We start from the raw sequence: 411 nt of genomic DNA on the forward strand, positions 1-411 counted from the left end.
GGAACGCCGCCGCGTACGCTTTCGCTGTCGAAGCATCTACGTCCAAACTCGTCACGAACCAGACGTGCTCGTCTTCAGCGGTGCGGTGCGGAACCGCAAAGACTGTGACATCTACTGACGCCGTTGGTTTGCGGTTTCGCTGCATCGTGTACTCGTCAGCGACCGTCTCAGCGCTGGCGCTGAGGCGGTCTTTCATCCCACTACTCGGTCGTGCACGCACGATATAATCAACGCCCAGTTGTTCTAACTCCGCGACGACGTGGACTTGATAGAATCCACGATCCAGGTAGACGTGCCGAATTGAGACGTACTGTTGTGCGGTTTTGAGTAAGGAGCGAACGGCTTCGCGCTTGGCGCGAAAGCCGGTCGCGTCCATCGGCACCACCTCAAGGGTAAACCGCGTATGTGGTG

At 57.9% G+C, this 411-nt stretch carries 1 protein-coding gene; it reads right to left on the minus strand.

Annotated elements, in window-relative coordinates; all coding sequences use genetic code 11:
• Positions 1 to 411: transposase (locus O2S87_RS18900; protein ID WP_475410242.1), on the minus strand; the 411-nt coding region annotated here is incomplete at both ends.

This window comes from Halohasta sp. A2 (genome assembly GCF_056175805.1).